The organism is Streptomyces sp. QH1-20, assembly GCF_041283565.1.
Taxonomy (GTDB): domain Bacteria; phylum Actinomycetota; class Actinomycetes; order Streptomycetales; family Streptomycetaceae; genus Streptomyces; species Streptomyces syringius.
In genome coordinates this window covers 2,267,787-2,288,669 of record NZ_CP166299.1, presented here as the reverse complement: position 1 = coordinate 2,288,669, position 20,883 = coordinate 2,267,787, and the positions used below count along the sequence as shown (strand labels likewise).

Below are 20,883 nucleotides of genomic sequence, written 5' to 3'. Positions count from 1 at the left end.
CCCGGGCCGGGCACCCCGGCCCCAGCCGTACGTACGAAGGCGGCGCCCCCATCGCGGGGGCGCCGCCTTCGTACGTACGGATCCGGCCTTACTTCGCCTGCTTCTCCGCCACCTGCTCGCCGCTCTTGGCGTCCACGACCTTCCGGTCCTCCAGCGGCTCGTCGAGCGTCACAGTCTTCTGATACGACTTCGCCATCATCACGCAGACCTTGCCGGGCTCCTTCTCGGTGCCCGTGATCTTCACCTTCACCTCGTCCGAGGACTCCTCGGCGGAGGCGGAGAAGTCACTGCACACCCCGCCCCAGAAACGCAGGGTCAGCTTGTCGCCGTCCACGGTGTAGGACTCCACCGGCAGCGGCCCGGACTTCGGCGGGACGGACGACGGCTTGCCGCTCGGCGCCGTCGGGGCCGGTGCCGGCTTGGCGATGAACTTCGGGTCCACCGCCGGCTGGGTGATGGTGATCGTGGCCTTCTTGTCCGCCTTGTCCGTGCCGGGCTGCTGGACCTGGAAGAGCCACGACGGCACCAGCGCCTGCCGCCCGCCCACCGAGTGCGTGGCCAGTGCGAACGAGGCGCCGCGCACCAGCGCGGGATCCCGCTGCTTCGTCGTCCCCGGGCTCGTCTCCAGGCACGGCGGGGTCGGCTCCACGGCCTTGTCGCCGCTCTCCCCGTCCTTGCCGTGCGGGACCGCCGACGCGCAGCCGCCGATGACGACCCGGCCGGTGCCACCGCCCTTGTTCAGCTCCTTGAGCGCCTCCGCGGCCGTGATCAGCGGGTACGTGGCGCTCTTCTTCGGGGTCTGGAGCGCTCCGCTGCCGCCCACCAGCTGCGCGTCGGCGCCGACCTTCAGGCTGGTCTGCCAGCCGTAGGTGGGCACACCGCCGACCACCGGCTCCGCCGTGACGGTCCGCACGGCCCCGAAGAGCCCGCTCGCGTCGATCTTGGCGTCGTCCTGGCCCAGCTCCTTGAGCACGGGAGCGGCGGCCTGCTTGGCCTTGTCCTCCGACACGGGCCCCTCGGCACCGTCCGACGGCGACGGGGAGCCGTCCCGGAAGGACGGGCACGGCTTCGAGGCCGTCGTCCCCGAGGGGTCGGCGCCGGACAGCTCCATCGTCTTCTCCGGACCCTCGCCCGACGGCGGCACACAGGGCTTGCCGCCCGGGATGCCGTACCGCGAGAACGACCAGTTGCCCGGACCCGTCCGCTGCACCTGAAGGGTCGGCCCGGCCGCGTCCGGCGCGCCGCCCACCTGCCACACGTCCTTCTCCAGCCGGGGCGTGCCGGACACCTTCAGCACCTTCGCCAGGGCCGCCACCTCGCTCCGGTCGACCTCGCGGCCCGGCAGGTAGACGGGCGCGGTCCGCGGCCCGTCGGGCAGCTTCCCCTCGGCCCGGTACCGGACGCCGTTCGGATCCGGCTCGCCGACCGCGATGCCCCGGGAGGGGACGCTGCCCCCGCCCGACCGGCCGTAGCCGTCCAGGGCGAGCGGCGCCGGGGCGCCGTTCTCACCGGGGGCGCCGGGCGGGCTCGCGTCCTTGCCGTCGGCCGCGGTGGTGGCCCAGTACGCGCCGCCGCCACCGGCCAGCAGCACCGCCGCCGCCACCGATACGACCGCCAACGGCGAATGCTTCCGCCGGCGCTTGCTGTCGGGGGTGCCGCCTTCGGTGCTCACCACATCGCTCCTTCGCTCCGCTCAATGTGTGTACTGCGCCATCCCCCGTGAGGGGGACGCCGCTTGGACGGAACACAGGAGCGAGCGGTTCCACGGAGCCTCCAGGGGCGTTCCGGGAGCCGTCAGTCGCCGTAGTCCGACATGCCGTCGATCAGCCGCGCGGACGCCACGGGGACCGAGACGCCGTGGATGCGCGACGGCGGTACGGGCGCGGGAGCGGGGGCCGGGGTGCTGCTCGTCCAGTGCGGTGCCATCGCCGCGCAGCAGCCGCGCAGCTCGTCCAGCGACTCGGGATCGTTCGCGGAGGTGAGAGTGACGTCCTTCACAGGGTTCGGCATACCCGCACCGTAAGCACCGTGCGGCACACGGAGAAAGGCCTACTATTTGGTAATTTTGGCCGCTCAGTGGCTTGAAACGAGCACGGCGACGGTATCCGGACCCGGTAGCGTGGTGTGGCTCTTCTTGTTTTTCTCCTTATGTCACCTCGCCCCGCAGGGAGCAGACCAGCCGTGCGTATCGCAGTCACCGGCTCCATCGCCACCGACCACCTGATGACTTTCCCCGGCCGCTTCGCCGATCAGCTCGTGGCGGACCAGCTGCACACCGTTTCGCTGTCCTTCCTGGTCGACGAGCTCGACGTCCGCCGGGGCGGCGTCGGCCCCAACATCTGCTTCGGCATGGGCGTGCTCGGTCTGCGCCCGGTCCTGGTCGGTGCCGCCGGTCAGGACTTCGCCGAGTACCGCGCGTGGCTGGACCGGCACGGCGTCGACACCGCGTCGGTGCGGATCTCCGAGGTCCTGCACACGGCCCGCTTCGTCTGCACGACGGACACCGACCACAACCAGATCGCGTCGTTCTACACCGGCGCGATGAGCGAGGCCCGCCAGATCGAGCTGCACCCGGTCTCCGAGCGGGTCGGCGGGCTCGACCTCGTCCTGATCGGCGCGGACGACCCCGAGGCGATGCTGCGCCACACCGAGGAGTGCCGCACCCGCGCCATCCCCTTCGCGGCCGACCCCTCCCAGCAGCTCGCCCGCCTGGAGGGCGACGACATCCGCCTGCTGATCGAGGGCGCCACGTACCTGTTCACCAACGAGTACGAGAAGGCTCTGATCGAGTCCAAGACGGGCTGGACGGACGCCGAGGTCCTCGCCAAGGTCGGCACCCGGGTCACCACCCTCGGCGCGCGCGGCGTCCGGATCGAGCGCACCGGCGAGCCCGCCATCGAGGTCGGCTGCGCCCAGGAAGAAGCGAAGGTCGACCCGACGGGCGTCGGCGACGCCTTCCGCGCGGGCTTCCTCGCGGGCCTGACCTGGAAGCTCTCCGTCGAGCGCGCCGCGCAGCTGGGCTGCATGCTCGCGACGCTCGTCATCGAGACCCTCGGCACCCAGGAGTACGAGCTGCGCCGCGGCCACTTCATGGACCGCTTCGCCAAGGCGTACGGCGAGGAGGCGGCCGCCGAGGTCAAGGCCCACCTGGCCTAACCGGGGCTCCGCCCCGGACCCCAGTGCTCAAACGCCGGACGGGCTTGATTTGGCTGAGCTCAGCCAAATCAAGCCCGTCCGGCGTTCGAGGACGAAACGGCGGGTCAGCCGCTAGACGCGGCGCCGCACCACGTACGCCGCCCCCCGCTCCGCCGGACGCTCGCCCACGTACTCCTGGCCCCGCATCCCGCACCACGCCGGGATGTCCAGCCGGGCCGCCTCGTCGTCGGACAGCACCGTGACCAGGCCGCCCGTCGGCACCTCGCCGATGACCTTCGCCAGCTCGATCACCGGGATCGGGCACCGCTTGCCGAGCGCGTCCAGGACCAGCTCCGAGGAACCGCCGGCCGCGGCCGTGGCCCCCGTCGGCGCACCCAGCTGCTCCCGTACGGACGACACCACCTCGGGCAGCACGTCGAGGAAGCCCTCGACGTCCTCCTCGGTCGTGCCCGTCGGCAGCGACACCCGGATGTTGCCCTCCGACAGCGCACCCATCGCCCGCAGCACATGGCTCGGGGCCAGCGTGCTGGAGGTGCAGGAGGAGCCGGAGGAGACCGAGAAGCCGGCCCGGTCCAGGGCGTGCAGCAGGGTCTCACCGTCGACATACAGACACGAGAAGGTGACCAGATGCGGCAGTCGCCGCTCAGGGTCGCCGACGACCTCCACATCCGGTACGAGCCGCGGCACCCGCTCCCGGATCCGGTCCACCAGAACCCGCAGCCGGGCCCCTTCGGCCGCCGCCTCCTGCCGTACGGCCCGCAGTGACGCGGCCGCCGCGACGATCGCGGGCAGGTTCGGGAAGCCGGGCGCCCGGCCCGACTCCCGCTCGTCCGCCGGCCCCCGGGCGGCGAACCGCACGCCCTTGCGCACGGCCAGCAGGCCCACCCCCGACGGCCCGCCCCACTTGTGCGCGCTCGCCGTCAGCAGGGACCAGCCCTCGGCGACCGGACCCCAGCCGAGCGACTGGGCGGCGTCCACGAGCAGCGGTACCCCCGCCGCCCGGCAGGCCTCGGCCACCTCGGCCACCGGCTGCTCCGTGCCCACCTCGTGGTTGGCCGACTGCAGGGCGGCCAGCGCGGTGTCCGGGCGCAGCGCCGCCGCGAACGCGTCGGGCCCGACCCGGCCCGTGCGGTCCACCGGGACCTCGGTGACCTCGCCGCCGGCCGCCTGGAGCTCCGCCGCGCTCTGCAGGACGGCGGAGTGCTCGACGGCGGACACCGCCAGATGGCGGCCCACGCGCCGGCGGCCCGCGAGGGCCCCGGCGATCCCGTCGTGCAGGGCGCGGGTACCCGATGGGGTGAAGACGAGCTCGTCGGGCCGGCACCCGACGGCCTCCGCCGCGGCCTCGCGCGCGGCGTCCAGCAACAGCCGGGCCCGGCGGCCCTCGCGGTAGAGCCGCGCAGGGTCGGCCCAGCCCTCGTCGAGGGCGGCGAGCAGCGCCTGACGGGCGACGGGGTGCAGGGGAGCGGCGGACGCGGTGTCGAAGTAGGGCACGTGAGGAACGCTAACGCGCGGCGCGGCCGTACGGGGCTGCCGCCCGCCTGCGCGGCACACGCCGCGCCGCGGACGGGAAGCGGAGCCCTCCGGGGGCGGCTCCTCCCCGTGGTGTCACCCGTGCACATGTGTGCGGACCGCGCGTCGGCCATGTCCGCCGCCGATGGGTCCGGGGTCCGGGGCGGCGGTCACCAGGTCCGCGACGGTTCGCGCGCGCCCGCCGCGCCCGGGCGCGGCACGGCCCCTCCGGAAGCGACACAGTCGCAGGTCGCGGCCGTCTGACGGTCCTCCAGATGGCCCACGGAGCCCCAGATTCCATCCCTTCGGGGAGTGACCCGGCGCGTTGGGCACCCTCCCCGCGCGACCCCAAATAGCGTCCAGTAGGGTTTGGTCCGCATAAACATCCAAACCCCTGCCCGCAGCGGGCCGGCGACCGACCCGAGACGGCCGCAGCCGGCCGCACGGGCGAGACTCTCGGGAAGGCGCTACGTGAGTCCCAACGGCTCCGACCGCTCGTCGCGGCGCCCGGTGCGGCGGAAGCTGCTGCAGGCGCTGGCCGCGGGCGCTGTCCTTGTGACCGCCACCGGTTGCACATCGAAGGACTTCCCCCGCCTCGGAATGCCCACTCCCGTCACGGAAGAGGCGCCGCGGATCCTCTCCCTGTGGCAAGGCTCTTGGGCCGCCGCCCTCGCGGTCGGCGTTCTGGTGTGGGGCCTGATCATCTGGAGCGTCATCTTCCACCGGCGCAGCCGGAGCAAGGTGCAGGTCCCTCCGCAGACCCGGTACAACATGCCCATCGAGGCGCTGTACACCGTGGTCCCGATCATCATCGTCTCGGTGCTCTTCTATTTCACCGCGCGCGATGAGAACAAGCTCCTGACCAACCCCGAGAAGCCGCAGCACGTCATCAACGTGGTCGGTTTCCAGTGGAGCTGGGCGTTCAACTACATGGAGGACGTCGACGGCAAGGCCGCCACCCCGGCCAAGCCGCTCCGCGAGAACAAGGAGCTGGACGCGATCCCCGACCGGTTCCTGAAGAAGGCACCGGCCGGCGCCGAGGGCGTCTACGACGTCGGTGTCCCCGGTGACCGGAACCCGCAGAACAACAACCCGGGCCCCACGCTGTGGCTGCCCAAGGGTGAGACGGTCCAGTTCATCCTGACCTCGCGGGATGTCATCCACTCCTTCTGGGTGGTGCCCTTCCTGATGAAGCAGGACGTCTTCCCGGCGCACACCAACAGCTTCACGGTGACTCCGAACAAGGAGGGCACCTTCATGGGCAAGTGCGCCGAGCTCTGCGGCCAGGACCACTCCCGGATGCTCTTCAACGTCAAGGTCGTCTCTCCTGAGCGTTACCGGGCGCACCTGAAGGAGCTGGCGGCAAAGGGCCAGACCGGCTACCAGCCGGCGGGCATCGCGCAGACCCCTCACGCGAAGAACGCGGAGACCAAGAACAAGTGAGCATCCTCAACGAACCCCAGGGTGCCGCCGCCGCGACAGCCACGGCAGCACCGCCCGTACGCCAGAAGCAGCCCGGCAGTAACGTGATCAAGTGGCTCACCACCACTGACCACAAGACGATCGGCACGCTGTACCTGGTCACGTCGTTCGCGTTCTTCTGCATCGGCGGCGTGATGGCGCTCCTCATGCGCGCCGAACTCGCCCGTCCCGGCACGCAGATCATGTCGAACGAGCAGTTCAACCAGGCGTTCACGATGCACGGCACGATCATGCTGCTGATGTTCGCGACGCCGCTGTTCGCCGGATTCGCGAACTGGATCATGCCGCTGCAGATCGGCGCGCCCGATGTGGCGTTCCCGCGGCTGAACATGTTCGCCTACTGGCTGTACCTCTTCGGCTCGCTGATCGCGGTGGCCGGCTTCCTCACCCCGCAGGGTGCCGCCGACTTCGGGTGGTTCGCCTACACCCCGCTGTCGGACGCGGTCCGGTCGCCGGGTGTCGGCGCCGATATGTGGATCATGGGTCTGGCCTTCTCCGGCTTCGGCACGATCCTCGGTTCGGTCAACTTCATCACCACGATCATCTGCATGCGCGCGCCCGGCATGACGATGTTCCGCATGCCGATCTTCACGTGGAACGTCCTGCTGACCGGTGTCCTGGTCCTGCTGGCCTTCCCGGTGCTCGCCGCCGCGCTGTTCGCCCTGGAGGCGGACCGCAAATTCGGTGCGCAGATCTTCAACCCGGCCAACGGTGGCGGACTGCTCTGGCAGCACCTCTTCTGGTTCTTCGGACACCCAGAGGTGTACATCATCGCGCTGCCGTTCTTCGGCATCATTTCCGAGGTCATCCCGGTCTTCTCCCGTAAGCCGATGTTCGGCTACATCGGTCTGATCGCCGCGACGATCTCGATCGCCGGTCTGTCGGTGACGGTGTGGGCGCACCACATGTACGTCACCGGTGGTGTGCTGTTGCCCTTCTTCTCCTTCATGACCTTCCTGATCGCGGTCCCGACCGGTGTGAAGTTCTTCAACTGGATCGGCACCATGTGGAAGGGCTCGCTGTCCTTCGAGACCCCGATGCTGTGGGCCGTCGGCTTCCTGATCACCTTCACCTTCGGTGGTCTGACCGGCGTCATCCTGGCCTCGCCCCCGATGGACTTCCACGTCTCCGACTCGTACTTCGTGGTCGCGCACTTCCACTACGTCATCTTCGGCACCGTGGTGTTCGCGATGTTCTCCGGCTTCCACTTCTGGTGGCCGAAGTTCACGGGCAAGATGCTGGACGAGCGCCTGGGCAAGATCACCTTCTGGACGCTGTTCGTGGGCTTCCACGGCACGTTCCTGGTGCAGCACTGGCTGGGTGCCGAGGGCATGCCGCGTCGCTACGCGGACTACCTCGCGGCCGACGGCTTCACCCTGCTGAACACCATCTCGACGATCAGCTCGTTCCTGCTCGGTCTGTCGATGCTGCCCTTCATGTACAACGTGTGGAAGACCGCGAAGTACGGCAAGAAGGTCGAGGTCGACGACCCGTGGGGTTACGGCCGTTCGCTGGAGTGGGCGACCTCCTGCCCGCCGCCGCGGCACAACTTCCTCACCCTGCCGCGGATCCGGTCCGAATCCCCGGCGTTCGACCTGCACCACCCGGAGATCGCGGCTCTCGAGCTCGAAGAGAACCTCTCCGCGGATGACAAGGCCCTCGCGGGTGGCAAGGAGGCCGGCAAGTGAAGATCCAAGGACGGATGTTCATCTGGCTCGCCGTCTTCATCCTCGCCATGGCGGCCGTCTACGGCGTCTGGTCGAAGGAGCCGGTCGGTACCACGGCGCTGTTCATGGCCTTCGGCCTGAGCATCATGATCGGTTACTACCTGGCGTTCACCGCGCGCCGGGTGGACACCGGTGCCCAGGACGACAAGGACGCGGACGTCGCGGACGACGCCGGTGAGCTGGGCTTCTTCGCCCCGCACAGCTGGCAGCCGCTGTCCCTGGCCGTCGGTGGCGCGATCGCCTTCCTGGGCGTCATCTTCGGCTGGTGGCTGATGTACTTCGGCGCGCCGATCATCATGATCGGTCTCTTCGGCTGGGTGTTCGAGTTCTACCGCGGCGCGGACCAGAACCAGTAGGTTCACCGCACGTCGGCGATCGGGCCCCGCACACCTCGGTGTGCGGGGCCCGATGCGTTTGCACCCGTTCGGAGTCACCCCGCGAGCCCCGTCTGGCGTTCCTCCCTACCGTGGTGACCATGAGCCACTCACCTCGACGCCGCACGGCGCTCGCCTGCGCCCTGCTGGCGATTCCAGTGGCGCTGGGGGCCGCCGCGTGCGGCGGCTCGTCCAACCCACTGGCCGCCAAGCCCTACGACGCCACCCGGAACGTGGCCCTCAGCAGTGCCCGGGAAGGCAAGCCCGCCGACCCGAGCAAGCCCCTGGAAGTACGGGCCGAGAACGGTGACAAGATCACCGACGTCACCGCGACGGACGCCGCCGGGCGGTACGTCAAGGGCGAGCTGGCGGCCGACGGTTCCAGCTGGCACAGCACCAGCGCGCTGTCCGCCGGCGCGCACTACACCGTGCGCGTCAGCGTGGAGGACGAGGACGGGGCCCAGGGGCGCCGGACGCTCGGTTTCGACACCAGCGCGGCCGACCGGCTGCTGCGCGTCGCCTTCGGCCCGCAGAAGGGCACCTACGGCGTCGGACAGCCCATCACCGCCGAGCTCAGCGCCCCCGTCGAGGACCCCGCCGCGCGGGCCGTCATCGAACGCACCCTGCGCGTCGACTCCACCCCCGCCGTCGAGGGCTCCTGGCACTGGGTGGACAACCGGACGCTGCACTACCGTCCGCGCGAGTACTGGCCCGCCCACGCCACCATCGACGTGCGCTCCGGCCTGAACGGCATCAAGGTGGGCGCCGGTCTCTACGGCGGCCCCTCAGCGCCCCTGAGGATCACCACCGGCGACCGCATCGAGGCCGTCACGGACGCGAGCGCGCACTACATGACCGTGCTGCGCAACGGCCAGCAGATCCGGTCCATCCCGGTCACCACCGGCAAGCCCGGCTACGCCACCCGTAACGGGGTCAAGGTGATCCTCGGCCGGGAATCCTTCGTACGGATGCGCGGCACCAGCATCGGCATCGCGGAGGGCAGTTCGGACTCCTACGACCTGCCGGTCTACTGGGCCACCCGGGTCACCTGGAGCGGCGAGTACGTGCACGCCGCCCCCTGGTCCGTGGGCTCGCAGGGGGCGGACAACGTCAGCCACGGCTGCACGGGGATGAGCACCGACAACGCCAAGTGGTTCTTCGACACCGTCAAGGTCGGCGACATCGTGAAGGTCATCGGCAGCACGGGGGAGACGATGACGCCGTTCGACAACGGCTTCGGCGACTGGAACATGCCCTGGGAGACATGGCGCCAGGGCAGCGCCCTCGTGGCCGGGAAGCACGACGGGAGCAGCCCCGCCGATGCGGCCCGCCTGCGACCGAGGGTGTAGGCGTCGGCGGGCCCCGCTGGGCCCGCCGGGGGCGCCCAGCGGCCCGTCAGACCTCCACGGCCGGTTCGGCGCGCAGCAGCCCGGCCAGCGCGTCGGCGAAGGCCACCGGGTCCACCGGGTGCGTCACCACCGCCTCCGCCCGGCTCCAGGTGGCCAGCCAGGCGTCCTGCGGGCGCCCGATGAGCAGCAGCACGGGCGGGCAGCGGAAGACCTCGTCCTTGAGCTGCCGGCAGACGCCCATGCCGCCGGCGGGGGCCGTCTCGCCGTCCAGCACGCACACGTCGACGTGCCGCTCGTCCAGGGTCTTCAGGACGGCGGGCAGGGTCGCGCACTCCACGTACTCCACCGGCGGCACATCGGCCGCGGGACGCCGTCCCGCGGCCAGCCGCACCTGCTCCCGGGTGCCCGCGTCGTCGCTGTAGACCAGCACCGTGGCAGTCGGCTGCATCGTTCCTCCAGGCTCATGAACAGGCTCGTGAACAGAAGTGCGGACAAGCGTGCGGGCGGATTCCCGGGGACGGGCGCCGTGTGGCGGATGCTACTCCGCGAGCGCCGCGCCGGAGGAGGGGTCGGCATCGGGGAAGATCGGCCGGACGTGCCGTCAGCACCGGTCGCGACGGGGCTCGCGGAGCCCTGCGGAACCTCTGCTTCCCCCCTTTGGGGGACGCTCGTAATGGGCCGTACGAGCAGGGCATACGCTCTTGACACACCGAACGGCACCCCCCGGAGTGAGCGCGAGATAAGGGACCGACATAATGTCGGTCGTGGCGACAGCAACAGCAGTAGATACCGGGCACGCGCACCCCTCGGTCAACCGACCGAACCTCACCAGCGTCGGAACCATCATCTGGCTGAGTTCCGAGCTGATGTTCTTCGCGGCCCTCTTCGCGATGTACTTCACCCTGCGATCGGTGATGGGCGCCGACCACTGGAAGGAAATGGCGGACAGCCTGAACCTTCCGTTCTCGGCGACCAACACCACGATCCTGGTGCTCTCCTCCCTCACCTGCCAGCTCGGTGTCTTTGCGGCCGAGCGTGGCGACGTGAAGAAGTTGCGCACCTGGTTCGTGGTCACCTTCGTGATGGGTGCCATCTTCATCGGCGGCCAGGTCTTCGAGTACACCGAACTGGTCAAGAAGGACGGGCTCTCGCTCTCCTCCGACCCGTACGGCTCGGCCTTCTACCTGACGACCGGCTTCCACGGCCTGCATGTGACGGGCGGTCTCATCGCCTTCCTGCTGGTCCTGGGCAGGACGTACGCGGCCAAGAGGTTCACCCACCACCAGGCGACGGCGGCCATCGTCGTGTCCTACTACTGGCACTTCGTCGACGTGGTCTGGATCGGGCTCTTCGCCACGATCTACTTGATCAAGTAATCGGTCCCGCACCGGACCAACAGTCCAGCATCGACGCAGAAGATCCTGACACCGGGGTAATCCGTGAAAAAGCTCTCCGCACGACGACGCCATCCGCTGGCGGCGGTCGTCGTCCTACTCTTCGCGCTGGCGGTAACTGGGGGGCTGTACGCCGCGTTCGCGCCCGCGGACACGGCCAAGGCCGATGACACCGCCCAGTCCCTTGCCATCGAGGAGGGCAAGAAGCTCTACTCCGTGGGCTGCGCAAGCTGCCACGGCACCGGCGGTCAGGGCACCACCGACGGCCCGAGCCTGGTCGGCGTGGGTGCCGCGGCCGTCGACTTCCAGGTCGCCACCGGCCGTATGCCGCTGCAGCAGCAGGGCGCCCAGGCGCCCAAGAAGAAGGCGATCTACTCGCAGGCCGAGATCGACCAGCTCGCCGCGTACATCGCCTCGCTCGGCGCCGGCCCCTCGGTTCCGTCCAAGAGCCAGTACAGCCCGGACGGCGCGGACATCGCCAAGGGTGGGGAGCTCTTCCGTACGAACTGCGCCCAGTGCCACAACTTCACCGGCAAGGGTGGCGCTCTCTCGAACGGCAAGTACGCCCCGCCGCTCGACGATGTCGACCCGAAGCACATCTACGAGGCCATGCAGACCGGCCCGCAGAACATGCCTTCCTTCCCCGACACCACGATGACGGAGAAGAACAAGAAGGACATCATCGCGTACCTCGACACGGTCAACAGCAGCAAGTCGGAGAGCCCGGGCGGCCTCGAACTGGGTGGGCTCGGCCCGGTCAGTGAGGGTCTGTTCGCGTGGATCTTCGGTCTGGGTGCGATGATCGCCGTCGCCATCTGGGTCGCGGCCCACACCGCTAAGGCCAAGAAGTCATGAGTAGCCAAGACATTCCAGAAGAGAACCTGCCGAGCACGCAGGGCGACGCGCACGCCACCGCCGTAGCCGTCGCGGGCGACCCGTTCGCCGACCCCGGCCTGCCGCCGCACGAGCACCGCATCCAGGACATCGACGAGCGGGCCGCCAAGCGCTCCGAGCGCGTGGTCGCGTTCCTGTTCGTCCTGTCGATGCTGGCGACCGTCGGCTTCATCGCCTCGTACGTGACCCTGCCGGTCGACAAGATCGTCTACATCTTCCCGCTCGGTCACATCAGCGCGCTGAACTTCGCGCTGGGCATGACCCTCGGTGTGGCGCTGTTCTGCATCGGCGCGGGCGCGGTCCACTGGGCCCGCACCCTGATGTCTGACGTCGAGCACGCCGACGACCGGCACCCCATCGCCGCCGAGCCCGAGGTCAAGGCCAAGGTCCTGGCCGACTTCAAGCAGGGCGCGGAGGAGTCGACCTTCGGCCGGCGCAAGCTGATCCGCAACACCATGTTCGGCGCGCTGGCCCTGGTGCCGCTCTCCGGTGTGGTGCTGCTGCGCGACCTCGGTCCGCTGCCGGGCACCAAGCTCCGCAAGACCGCCTGGTCCGCGGGCAAGATGCTGATCAACCAGAACACGAATCAGCCGCTGCGCCCCGAGGACATCCAGGTCGGGTCCCTCACCTTCGCCATGCCCGAGGGCATGAAGGAGGAGGACCACGACTTCCAGAAGGAGATCGCCAAGGCGGCCCTGATGATCGTCCGGCTCCGTCCGGAGAACATCAAGGACAAGCGGGAACTCGACTGGTCGGCCGACGGCATCGTCGCGTTCTCCAAGATCTGCACGCACGTCGGCTGCCCGATCAGCCTGTACGAGCAGCAGACGCACCACGTGCTCTGCCCGTGCCACCAGTCGACCTTCGACCTCGCCGACGGCGGACGAGTGATCTTCGGCCCGGCCGGTCACGCGCTTCCGCAGCTGCGGATCAAGGTCAATGACAAGGGCTACCTTGAGGCCATGGGCGACTTCGCCGAGCCCGTCGGTCCTGCCTACTGGGAGCGCGGATGAGTACTGCAACAGCTGACAACCAGCGCAAGGCGCCCGCCGGTGAGCGGATGGCCGACTGGGCGGACGGCCGACTGGGCATCTACGGCCTGGCCAAGGCCAACATGCGCAAGATCTTCCCGGACCACTGGTCCTTCATGCTGGGTGAGGTCGCGCTCTACAGCTTCATCATCATCATCCTCACGGGTGTGTATCTGACGCTGTTCTTCCACCCGAGCATGAACGAGGTCGTCTACCACGGCTCGTACGTCCCCATGCAGGGCATGCGGATGTCCGAGGCGTTCCAGTCGACGCTCAACATCAGCTTCGACGTCCGTGGCGGTCTGCTGATCCGGCAGATCCACCACTGGGGCGCGCTGATCTTCCTCGCGGCGATGTTCGTGCACATGATGCGCGTCTTCTTCACGGGTGCCTTCCGCAAGCCGCGTGAGGTCAACTGGCTGTTCGGCTTCCTGCTGTTCGTGCTGGGCATGTTCACCGGCTTCACCGGTTACTCCCTGCCGGACGACCTGCTCTCGGGCACCGGCGTCCGCTTCATGGAGGGCGCGATCCTGTCCGTGCCGATCGTCGGTACGTACATCTCGTTCTTCCTGTTCGGCGGCGAGTTCCCCGGCTCGGACTTCGTGCCGCGGTTCTTCTCCATCCACGTCCTGCTGCTGCCGGGCATCATGCTCGGTCTGCTGGTGGCGCACCTGATCCTGGTGTTCTTCCACAAGCACACCCAGTTCCCCGGCCCCGGCCGGACGAACAAGAACGTGGTCGGCATGCCGCTGCTGCCGGTCTACATGGCCAAGGCCGGAGGCTTCTTCTTCCTGGTCTTCGGTGTGATCGCGGCGGTCTCCGCGATCGCGACGATCAACCCGATCTGGGCGATCGGCCCGTACCGGCCGGACCAGGTGTCCACCGGCGCGCAGCCCGACTGGTACATGGGCTTCTCCGAAGGCCTGATCCGTGTCATGCCGGGCTGGGAGATCAACCTCTGGGGCCACACCCTGGTCCTGGGCGTCTTCATCCCGCTGGTGATCTTCCCGCTGGTCCTCCTGGCCATCGCGGTCTACCCGTTCATCGAGTCCTGGGTGACCGGCGACAAGCGGGAGCACCACCTGCTGGACCGCCCGCGCAACGCCCCGACGCGCACCGCGTTCGGTGCCGCCTGGATCAGCGTGTACTTCGTGCTGCTGATCGGTGGTGGAAACGACCTGTGGGCCACCCACTTCCACCTCTCGATCAACGCCATCACCTGGTTCGTCCGGATCGGCTTCTTCGTGGTGCCGGTACTGACCTTCATCGCCACGCGCCGGATCTGCATGGGTCTCCAGCGCCGCGACCGGGACAAGGTGCTGCACGGACGCGAGTCCGGCATCATCAAGCGCCTGCCGCACGGTGAGTTCGTCGAGGTCCACGAGCCGCTGTCGCAGGAGGCCCTGCACACCCTCACCGCGCACGAGCAGCCCAAGCCGCTCGAGCTCGGCCCCGAGGTCGACGAGAACGGTGTGAAGCGCAAGCTGAGCGCCACGCAGAAGCTCCGGGTGAAGCTCTCCAAGGGCTTCTACGGCGAGGGGACGCACATCCCCAAGGCCACCGCGGAGGAGTACCAGGAGATCACCAGCGGCCACGGCCACCACTGATCCCCGTCTGACCGATCACTGATCGCCACGGCAAGAGCCCCGTCCATGCGCTGGACGGGGCTCTTCGCCGTCCCCGGTCCTGGATAGGCTGGACCCGCGAACACCGCGAACACCGCGGCATCACGGATTCGACCACCAGGAGCGTGGACCATGAACGTTGTGACCCCGGCAGGCGGCGACAGCGCGACGGCCCGCACCTGGCCGGGGGTGCTCGACGCCCTCCTCTCCGGTGTGGACCTGAGCGCGGACGACACCGCCTGGGCCATGGACCGGATCATGCGCGGTGAGGCGACCGACGCCCAGATCGCGGGCTTCGCGGTGGCGCTGCGCGCCAAGGGCGAGACCGTCGCCGAGATCTCCGGTCTCGTACGGACCATGTACGCGCACGCCAACCTCATCGAGGTGCCCGGCCCGAGCGTGGACATCGTCGGCACGGGCGGCGACGGCGCCAAGACCGTCAATATCTCCACCATGTCCGCGATCGTCGTGGCCGGCACCGGCGCGAAGGTCGTCAAGCACGGCAACCGCGCCGCGTCCTCCGCCAGCGGAGCCTCGGACGTGCTGGAGAAGCTGGGCGTCAATCTGGACCTCAGCCCGCGCCGGGTGGTGGAGGTGGCCGAGGAGGCCGGCATCACCTTCTGCTTCGCGGTGAAGTTCCACCCCGCCCTGCGCCATGTGGCGCCCGCCCGCCGCGAGTTGGGCATCCGCACCACCTTCAACGTGCTCGGCCCGCTGACCAACCCCGCGCGGGTCAAGGCCCAGGCGACCGGTGTCGCCGACGCCCGGATGGCCCCGATCCTGGCCGGCGTCCTCGCCGAGCGCGGCGCCTCCGCGCTCGTCTTCCGCGGCGACGACGGGCTGGACGAGCTGACCACCACCGCGACCTCCCAGGTGTGGATCGTCGGCGGCGGTGAAGTGCGCCGGGAGGCCTTCGACCCGCGGGACGTGGGTATCGACCTGGTGCCCGTGGAGGCGCTGCGGGGCGCGGACGCCTCGTACAACGCCGATGTCGCGCGGCGGCTGCTGGACGGTGAGACCGGCCCCGTACGGGACGCGGTGCTGCTCAACTCGGCGGCGGCGCTGGTCGCCCTGGAGCCGACCGGCGCCCCGCTGGCCGAGCAGATCACGGTGGGCCTCGCGAAGGCGGCGGAGTCGATCGACTCGGGCGCGGCGAAGCGGGTGCTGGACCGCTGGGTGACGGCCAGCAACGGTTAGCCGCCCGCGGCGGCGGGCGCCCTGCGGGCGCGTCCTCAATCGCCGGACGGGCTTGATTCGGCTGAGCTCAGCCGAATCAAGCCCGTCCGGCGATTGAGGACACCGCCACGCAGCGGGGGTGCCACGAGAGCGGCCGGCAGTGTCCCGCCATGCGGACTCCCATTCCGCGCGATGATCGGCTGTGCCATACTCTTCGCCAGGTCACGAGTGACAGCGACATAGGCCCCGGCCCGCTGTCCGGCAACCCTCCTTCCGTGGCGGGGTGCCCCGGGTGATGACCGGGCCGCAGGCAAGAGTTCTGCGGCAAGCGCGGATCCCTCGCCAGGGATCCTGGTCGTCGAGGGAGCTTCTTCCGTGATGCAGCGAATGCGATAGGGCCTACGGCCCGTTCCCGTGAACTCCGCGCCTGTGCCGTGCGTTTGGAGTTCGGTTTCCCGCACGCCGGTGACGCCTTCCCGCGTGCGTATCCGCAATCACCCCTGTCTGCAGGAGAATTCGCCATGTCCGCATGCCCTGTTGCCGCCACCGCCACTGCCGCCGCCACCATCGAGGCCCCCGCCGACGCGCCCCTGCCGGTCCTCGGCCACGACGTCCGGGTGCCGCTCGTCACCGGGGGCGAGGTGCCGTACGCGGCGCTCGACTACGCGGCCAGCGCCCCGGCGCTGCGGCGGGTGTGGGAGGACGTCGCCGCGTACGCGCCCTACTACGGGAGCGTGCACCGCGGGGCCGGTTACCTCTCGCAGCTGTCGACCGATCTGTTCGAGAGCAGCCGGGCGGACGTGGCCGCCTTTCTCGGCTGCCGCCCCGCCGACCAGGTCGTCTTCACCCGCTCCACCACCGACTCGCTGAACCTGCTCGCGGCCGTGGTCCCCGCCGGCACCCGGGTCTTCGTCTTCGAGACCGAGCACCACGCCTCGCTGCTGCCGTGGGAGCGGCGCGAGGACGTCGATGTCACCTACCTCGACGCGCCGCGCACCCCGGGCCAGGCCGTCCGGACGCTGGAGGAGGCCCTCGCCACCCGCGAGCCGTACGGCCCGGCCCTGGTGTGTGTGACGGGTGCGTCCAATGTGACGGGTGAGCTGTGGCCTGTGCGGGAGCTGGCCGCCGCCGCGCACGCGCACGGCGCCCGGATCGTACTGGACGCCGCGCAGCTGGCACCCCACCACCCGGTGGACGTCACGGAGCTGGACGTCGACTGGGTCGCCTTCTCCGGGCACAAGCTGTACGCGCCGTTCGGTGCCGGTGTACTGGCCGGGCGCGCGGACTGGCTCCAGGCCGGCGAGCCGTATCTGGCGGGCGGCGGAGCGAGCCGCAAGGTCGCGCGGCTCGATGGCGGCGGGGTGGACGTCGAGTGGCACGACACCGCAGCCCGGCACGAGGCGGGCTCGCCCAACGTCATCGGGGTGTACGCCATCGCGGCGGCCTGCAAGGCGCTCACGGAGGCAGGCTTCGAGCGGCTCGTCGAGCGGGAGCAGCGGCTCGTCGCGACGGTACGGGCGGGCCTCGCGGAGGTGCCCGGGGTCAAGGTGCTCTCGCTGTTCGGTGACGACGCCCCGCGCGTGGGCGTCATCTCCTTCGTCGTGGAGGGCTGGAACAGCTCGCACTTCGCCGCGGCGCTCTCCGCGGAGTACGGGATCGGGGTCCGCGACGGGCTCTTCTGCGCGCACCCGCTGGTGCGGACGCTGCTGGGGGACGACTCCCGCGAAGCGGGCGAGTGTGGTGCGCCGGACGGCGCCGCGGGTGACGGCCCGCAGCTCAATGCCCTCCGCGTCAGCTTCGGCGCGGGCACGCCGGACGAGCATGTCGAGCGGTTCGTGACGGCGGTGGCGGAACTGGTCCGGGACGGCGCGCGGTGGTCCTACCGGACGGAGGGTGGGCGCTGCGTTCCCGTGTAACCGGGCCTCCGTTCACCCGGGGCTCCGCCCCGGACCCCGGTCCTCAATCGCCGGACGGGCTGGAAAATCCAGCCCGTCCGGCGATTGAGGAGAAGGCATAGGTGGGGGAGAGGCCCGGCCTCTCATGACCGCCGCTGCGGCGCGCAACCCCCACCGGCGGGGCCGGCGGTGCCGAACCGGGCGCGACACCCGGAGTGTGAGTGCCGGCCGGACTCGCTACGAGTCGAGGCCGATCGCGAAGGCCGCTTCGAGGTCGTGGCTCGAGTACGTGCGGAACGCGATGTGCGTCTCCGTGGAGGCCACGCCGGGGACCTTGCTGATGCGGCCGGGGATGACGTCCGCGAGGTCGTCGTGCCGGGCCACCCGCACCATGGCGATCAGGTCGTGCGCGCCCGTGACCGAATAGACCTCGCTGACGCCCTCCAACGCGGCGATCTTCTCGGCGATCTCGGGGATCCGGTCCACGTCGGTCTTGATGAGCACGATCGAAGTGATCACGGCTGGCTCCTATCGGGGGTCCCGGGGTCGCCCCCGGGAGCGGGCGACTCCTCGTGGGACCTGGCTGCGGTCTTCACTCTATCCGCAGGTCCGCAGCGGGCCCACGCGCAGAGGAAGCCGAGGCAGAAGCCCACCACGTGGGCCAGGTAGGCCACTCCGGGGCGGTCGCCCGCCGTGCGCGCCGCGAGCCACTGCAGCACGAACCAGAAGAGCAGCACGGCCCACGCCGGAAACCGCAGCGGCAGAAAGAAGAGGAACGGGAAGAGGCTGGTGACACGGGCCTTGGGGAAGAGATAGAGGAACGCACCGAGCACCCCGGAGATCGCCCCGGACGCGCCGACGAGTGTCTGGGCGGAGTGGGCGTGCACGGCCGCATAGCCGAGCAGCGCCAGATAGCCCGTGGCGAGATAGAAGAGGACGAAGGGGATCCGGCCCAGTCGCTCCTCCGTCATCGCGCCGAAGACGTAGAGGAAGAGCATGTTGCCCAGCAGGTGCAGCCAGTTGCCGTGGACGAAGAGGGCGGTGAACGGCGTGCACAGCTCCGAGGTCGGGCCGAGCCACAGCTCCTCGGGCACCACGCCCCAGCGCTCGAAGTAGGTGGTCTGTGCGGCGATCAGCTCGGCGCCGGTGCCGTAGGAGGCGTTGAAGCCCGAGGCGGGGCCGAGGAGGAAGACGACGCAGCAGATGCCGAGGAGGGTGTACGTCATCACGGGGGTCGGCACACGGGTCGCACGGGCGGTGTCGGAGGGGCCGGGGAGCGCCGCCTTCCCGAGACGTACTACCTTTCCGATCATGGTCAGATCATTGCGTACCGTGCGCAACCTGCCCAGAGTGCCTCGCCGGGCCGTCCGCGCGGGCCTGCGCACCGCGTCGCGAGACCGGCAGGCCGTAGGGTTACGGGGAAGACACTCCCGCGGTTCGACGACGCGGCCCGCCCGGGGGCCGCGGCAGCAGACGACGAGGACGGACGACACGATGGGCGTTCCCCAGCCGACAGCCGAGACCCGGTGGCGCTGCACGCTGTGCGGCAATCTCACCCGGTTCGACGTGACCCGTTCGACCAGGGCCGTCGAGTACGTCCACCTCGACCTGGCGGGAGAGCCGAACGTGGAGGAGCGCGAGGTGGTCAGTGAGACCATCGAGTCCGTGCGTTGCCGTTGGTGCAACGCGGTCGACCAGATCGAGCTGGTGGACCGGCCGGGCGCGGGCGCCTGAAGAACGGGAGCGTTGAACGGTGGTGGAGCACACAGGCGGCGAGGCGGCCGGTGACGCCGGCGGGGCCGACGGTGTTGCCGAGGTGCTCGACCGTCCGTTGCCCGAGGGGATCAGGCGACGGGTCGTCGGGCTCGTCGCGGAGGCGTTCGGCGGGCTGACGGTCGCCGAACTGCCCCCTCAGCTACGGCAGTACGCCCGGTTCACGCCGAGCCGGCGGGCCAAGTTCGCGGGCAACGCCATGGCCGCCGCGGTGGAGAACGACGCCGTCTTCCGGCAGCGCATCTCCGCCCGGCTGCGCGAGGGCGGGTCCGAGCTGGCCGAGGCGCTGGACGCCGGGTCCCCGCCGGCGGCCGCGGACCCGGAGGACGTGGCGGCCATGGCCTATGTGCTGCGGCCGCTCGGCTGGGTCAAGCTGGTCACCGCGGCCGGCGAGGAGGCCCAGCGGGCCGGCGCCGAGCGGGCGGGCCTGGAGGCGCAGCGCGAGTTGCGGCAGTTGCGCGAGGAGCTGGCCGCCGCGCGCGCCGAGGCCCGTACGGAGTCCGACCGGGCCCGCGCGGAGCTGGACGCGGTGCGCAAGGAGGCCGAGGCCGCGCAGCGCAAGCTGCGCAGCGCGGTCAGTGATGTGCGGCGCGGTGAGGCGGCTCTGCGCAAGGCGCAGGCCGAGCTGGAGGCCGTGCGGTCGGCCGCCGCGGGTGAGAAGACCGCGGCCCTGGGCGAGGCGCGACGGCTCAAGGCACGGCTGGCGGAGGCCGAGTCGGCGCTGGAGGCGAGCCGCCGGGCGGTGCGCGAGGGGCGCAGCGTGGAGGACATGCGGCTGCGGCTGCTGCTCGACACCGTCCTGGACGCGGCGCAGGGGCTGCGGCGCGAGCTGGCCCTGCCGCCGGCGTCGGTGCGCCCGGCGGACACGGTGGACGCGGTGGAGCCGGGCCGGATGACGCCCAAGGACATCGCCAACCGCGCGCTGTCGGAGACCGATCCGGCGTTGCTTGACCAGCTGCTGGCGCTGCCGCAGGCGCACTTGGTGGTCGACGGCTACAACGTCACCAAGACCGGCTATCCGACGATGCCGCTGGACAAGCAGCGGCTGCGGCTGCTGGGCGGGCTCGCGATGCTGGCCGCGCAGACGGGCGCGGAGATGACGTGTGTCTTCGACGGTGCCGAGCTGGCCGCGCCGGTGCTGCTCGCGCCGCCGCGCGGGGTGCGGGTGCTCTTCAGCAAGGCCGGGGTGACGGCGGACGAGCTGATCCGGCAGCTGGTGCGGGCCGAGCCGCCGGGCCGGCCGGTGGTTGTGGTCTCCACGGACCGGGAGGTGGCCGACGGGGTCGCGAAGGCGGGCGCGCGGCCGGTGGCATCGGCCTTGCTGCTCAAGCGACTTGCGCGTACCTGAGCGTGGGGCAGCCGTCACCTACTGTGTCATCTTCGTAAAAGATGCGTGGACGGCCGGAATTTTTCGCAGCAGAGTTTGAACGGACTGCGGGAAGGTCACTAAGGTCGGGCCTCGAACCTTCGCGCGGTTGTTCATCCATTCGGGGTG

At 70.2% G+C, this 20,883-nt stretch carries 19 protein-coding genes and 1 riboswitch; of the genes, 13 read left to right on the top strand and 6 right to left on the bottom strand.

The features are described from left to right. Positions 1–88: 88 nt before the first annotated feature. Together AB8O64_RS10190 and AB8O64_RS10185 are read right to left on the bottom strand one after the other, a co-directional pair. Positions 89–1,672 carry a hypothetical protein gene (locus tag AB8O64_RS10190; protein ID WP_370418842.1) on the bottom strand — a complete coding sequence of 528 codons (1,584 nt, stop codon included), beginning with the start codon at positions 1,670–1,672 and terminating at the stop codon, positions 89–91. Positions 1,673–1,794: 122 nt separating this feature from the next. Further along, positions 1,795–2,010, bottom strand: a complete 216-nt coding sequence (locus AB8O64_RS10185; RefSeq protein WP_356449439.1) for a hypothetical protein — start codon at positions 2,008–2,010, stop codon at positions 1,795–1,797. Positions 2,011–2,181: 171 nt separating this feature from the next. Between AB8O64_RS10185 and AB8O64_RS10180 the strand changes: the two genes are divergently transcribed. Next, positions 2,182–3,156, top strand: coding sequence for a carbohydrate kinase family protein (locus AB8O64_RS10180; protein WP_370418841.1), 975 nt, complete (start codon positions 2,182–2,184; stop codon positions 3,154–3,156). Positions 3,157–3,267: 111 nt separating this feature from the next. Here the strand turns inward: AB8O64_RS10180 and AB8O64_RS10175 are convergent, their stop codons facing one another. Beyond that, positions 3,268–4,650: a cysteine desulfurase/sulfurtransferase TusA family protein gene (locus AB8O64_RS10175; protein ID WP_370418840.1), complete on the bottom strand. Its 1,383-nt coding sequence runs from the start codon at positions 4,648–4,650 to the stop codon at positions 3,268–3,270. A 489-nt stretch (positions 4,651–5,139) separates the two neighbouring features. Between AB8O64_RS10175 and coxB the strand changes: the two genes are divergently transcribed. From coxB to AB8O64_RS10155, 4 genes are all read left to right on the top strand, one after another. Further along, positions 5,140–6,111, top strand: coding sequence for a cytochrome c oxidase subunit II (gene coxB / locus AB8O64_RS10170; RefSeq protein WP_356457265.1), 972 nt, complete (start codon positions 5,140–5,142; stop codon positions 6,109–6,111). Beyond that, positions 6,108–7,838, top strand: coding sequence for a cytochrome c oxidase subunit I (gene ctaD, locus AB8O64_RS10165; RefSeq protein ID WP_130877387.1), 1,731 nt, complete (start codon positions 6,108–6,110; stop codon positions 7,836–7,838). Before coxB ends, ctaD begins: the two co-directional genes overlap by 4 nt. Then, entirely contained in the window at positions 7,835–8,233 is a 399-nt protein-coding gene (locus AB8O64_RS10160) for a cytochrome c oxidase subunit 4 (RefSeq protein ID WP_130877386.1), read from the top strand. The genes ctaD and AB8O64_RS10160 overlap by 4 nt, the downstream gene beginning before the upstream one ends. 119 nt (positions 8,234–8,352) lie before the next feature. After that, positions 8,353–9,600 (top strand): Ig-like domain-containing protein, encoded by a 1,248-nt coding sequence (locus AB8O64_RS10155; protein ID WP_370418839.1) that lies wholly within the window; start codon positions 8,353–8,355, stop codon positions 9,598–9,600. Positions 9,601–9,646: 46 nt separating this feature from the next. On the opposite strand, the gene AB8O64_RS10150 is transcribed toward AB8O64_RS10155, so the two are convergent. After that, complete coding sequence (locus AB8O64_RS10150; RefSeq protein ID WP_370418838.1) at positions 9,647–10,048, bottom strand: hypothetical protein; 402 nt, start codon at positions 10,046–10,048, stop codon at positions 9,647–9,649. A gap of 307 nt (positions 10,049–10,355) precedes the next feature. Between AB8O64_RS10150 and AB8O64_RS10145 the strand changes: the two genes are divergently transcribed. From AB8O64_RS10145 to AB8O64_RS10120, 6 genes are all read left to right on the top strand, one after another. Beyond that, a complete protein-coding gene (locus AB8O64_RS10145) occupies positions 10,356–10,976 on the top strand; it encodes a heme-copper oxidase subunit III (protein WP_130877383.1) in 621 nt (206 codons plus the stop codon). A gap of 63 nt (positions 10,977–11,039) precedes the next feature. Then, the gene (locus AB8O64_RS10140) at positions 11,040–11,849 is read left to right on the top strand and encodes a c-type cytochrome (protein ID WP_130877382.1); all 810 of its coding nucleotides are present in this window, start codon (positions 11,040–11,042) and stop codon (positions 11,847–11,849) included. Further along, on the top strand, positions 11,846–12,901 hold the full coding sequence (locus AB8O64_RS10135) for a Rieske 2Fe-2S domain-containing protein (protein ID WP_356457258.1): 1,056 nt from the start codon (positions 11,846–11,848) through the stop codon (positions 12,899–12,901). The genes AB8O64_RS10140 and AB8O64_RS10135 overlap by 4 nt, the downstream gene beginning before the upstream one ends. Beyond that, positions 12,898–14,526, top strand: a complete 1,629-nt coding sequence (locus AB8O64_RS10130; protein WP_370418837.1) for a cytochrome bc complex cytochrome b subunit — start codon at positions 12,898–12,900, stop codon at positions 14,524–14,526. Before AB8O64_RS10135 ends, AB8O64_RS10130 begins: the two co-directional genes overlap by 4 nt. A 150-nt stretch (positions 14,527–14,676) precedes the next feature. Then, positions 14,677–15,741, top strand: coding sequence for an anthranilate phosphoribosyltransferase (gene trpD / locus AB8O64_RS10125; RefSeq protein WP_370418836.1), 1,065 nt, complete (start codon positions 14,677–14,679; stop codon positions 15,739–15,741). A gap of 199 nt (positions 15,742–15,940) precedes the next feature. Next, positions 15,941–16,057: riboswitch (SAM riboswitch) on the top strand. Positions 16,058–16,241: 184 nt separating this feature from the next. After that, the gene (locus AB8O64_RS10120; RefSeq protein ID WP_370418835.1) at positions 16,242–17,636 is read left to right on the top strand and encodes an aminotransferase class V-fold PLP-dependent enzyme; all 1,395 of its coding nucleotides are present in this window, start codon (positions 16,242–16,244) and stop codon (positions 17,634–17,636) included. A 216-nt stretch (positions 17,637–17,852) separates the two neighbouring features. Here AB8O64_RS10120 and AB8O64_RS10115 read toward each other — a convergent pair whose 3' ends face one another. Together AB8O64_RS10115 and AB8O64_RS10110 are read right to left on the bottom strand one after the other, a co-directional pair. After that, positions 17,853–18,134: an Lrp/AsnC family transcriptional regulator gene (locus tag AB8O64_RS10115; protein WP_130877377.1), complete on the bottom strand. Its 282-nt coding sequence runs from the start codon at positions 18,132–18,134 to the stop codon at positions 17,853–17,855. Continuing rightward, complete coding sequence (locus AB8O64_RS10110) at positions 18,131–18,841, bottom strand: rhomboid family intramembrane serine protease (protein WP_370423837.1); 711 nt, start codon at positions 18,839–18,841, stop codon at positions 18,131–18,133. The genes AB8O64_RS10115 and AB8O64_RS10110 overlap by 4 nt, the downstream gene beginning before the upstream one ends. 268 nt (positions 18,842–19,109) lie before the next feature. Here AB8O64_RS10110 and AB8O64_RS10105 point away from each other — a divergent pair, with 268 nt between their 5' ends. Continuing rightward, entirely contained in the window at positions 19,110–19,349 is a 240-nt protein-coding gene (locus AB8O64_RS10105) for a hypothetical protein (RefSeq protein WP_130877375.1), read from the top strand. A 19-nt stretch (positions 19,350–19,368) separates the two neighbouring features. After that, a complete protein-coding gene (locus AB8O64_RS10100) occupies positions 19,369–20,736 on the top strand; it encodes an NYN domain-containing protein (protein WP_356457250.1) in 1,368 nt (455 codons plus the stop codon). Positions 20,737–20,883: the final 147 nt, after the last annotated feature.